This is a genomic window from Rhizobacter sp. P2_H2, from assembly GCF_056403375.1.
In genome coordinates, this window is record NZ_JBFUFP010001448.1 from 1 (window position 1) to 1,079 (window position 1,079).

At 69.4% G+C, this 1,079-nt stretch carries 2 protein-coding genes; one reads left to right on the plus strand and one right to left on the minus strand.

Translation table 11 applies throughout. The features are described 5' to 3' along the window. A partial coding sequence (locus AC1D15_RS33825; RefSeq protein WP_477829508.1) for an alpha/beta fold hydrolase occupies positions 1-317 on the minus strand: 317 nt, incomplete at its 3' end. A 22-nt stretch (positions 318-339) separates the two neighbouring features. Here AC1D15_RS33825 and AC1D15_RS33830 point away from each other — a divergent pair. Beyond that, positions 340-1,079 (plus strand): 3-hydroxybutyrate dehydrogenase (locus AC1D15_RS33830; protein WP_477829509.1); only part of this gene is annotated, 740 nt, incomplete at its 3' end.

The window sequence follows — 1,079 nt, forward strand, 5'->3', positions numbered from 1 at the left end:
GTGCCGACCCAGTGCACCGTGCCGGCGTTCAATCGCGCGAGCAGCGTGACCATGTCGGCCACGTAGGCGGGGATCTGGTAGCCCATCGGGTCGGCGAGGCGGTCGGATTCGCCGCGCCCGACGACATCGGGGCACACCACGCGGTACTCTCCCTGCATCGCCTGCGCGAAGGTGTCGAAGTCGCGGCCCTGGCGCGACAGGCCGTGCACGCACACCAGCACGCGCGGGTTCGCAGCGTCGCCCCACTCCCACCAGGCCATGCGATGCAGGCCGCGGGTGTCGAGGCATTGCACGTGGTTCAGGCGGGGTTCATGCATGGGCCGGGCTTCCTCTTCGATAATGGACTGTATCAACCTGGAGGTTCCCACCGTGCTCAAAGGAAAAACCGCCCTCGTCACCGGCTCCACCAGCGGCATCGGCCACGGCATCGCGCTGTGCCTGGCGCGCCAGGGCGCCAACGTGGTGCTCAACGGCTTCGGCGAATTCGAGGCGGCGCGCGCCGAGGTGGCCGCGCTCGGCGTGAAGGCCGGCTACCACGGGGCCGACATGAGCAAGCCGGCCGAGATCGAGGCGATGATGGCCTACGCGCAGGCCGAGTTCGGCGGCGTCGACATCCTCGTCAACAACGCCGGCATCCAGCACGTGGCGGCGGTCGAGGAGTTTCCCGCCGCCAAGTGGGACGCGATCATCGCGATCAACCTCAGCTCGGCCTTCCACACCACGCGGCTGGCGATCCCCGCCATGCGCGCGCGCAACTGGGGCCGCATCATCAACATCGCCTCGGCGCACGGGTTGGTCGCGTCGGCGCAGAAATCGGCCTACGTGGCCGCCAAGCACGGCATCGTCGGCTTCACGAAGTCGATCGCGCTCGAGACCGCGCAGACCGGCATCACGTCGAACGCGATCTGCCCCGGCTGGGTGCTGACGCCGCTGGTGCAGAAGCAGATCGACGACCGCGCCGCGCGCGAGGGCATCGCGGTGGAGCAGGCGCAGCGCGAGCTGCTGGGCGAGAAGCAGCCCTCGCTGCAGTTCGTCACGCCGCAGCAGCTGGGCGACCTGGCCGTGTTCCTGTGCTCGGC